General features: G+C 47.3%; 1 pseudogene. It reads left to right on the forward strand.

Annotated elements, in window-relative coordinates:
- Window positions 1-351: pseudogene (locus tag ACQ5DJ_RS30055) on the forward strand (integrase); the annotation flags it as partial.

A 351-nucleotide genomic window follows, 5' to 3' on the forward strand; every position in this document is an offset into this window, starting at 1 on the left:
ACAGTCATGATGTAGAAGGAGCGCAAGCGAGATTTGCCGACACCTACGATGGCGTGGATGACCCAGTATTGAAACTGGATCAAACCAAAACGTATGCGACAACAGCGTTGACCGCCAAATCTTCTTCCATAACAGTTACAGTAGCGTCAACGACGGGCTTTACAGTAGGACAAGAAGTGACGATTTGTGATGATGTGGCTTTTGAGAATCAGAAGATCACAGCAATCGGAACGGGAACCATTACTTTCGCATCACTTGCGAACAGTTACAAAAAAGGCGCACTCATCGGTCGATCTACCATCTATCGTGATGTAGCGGCACAAAAAATGCGGATTGGTGGGTGGGGTACAC

This window comes from Brevibacillus sp. FIR094 (assembly GCF_050477165.1).
In the GTDB taxonomy this organism is placed as follows: Bacteria; Bacillota; Bacilli; order Brevibacillales; family Brevibacillaceae; genus Brevibacillus.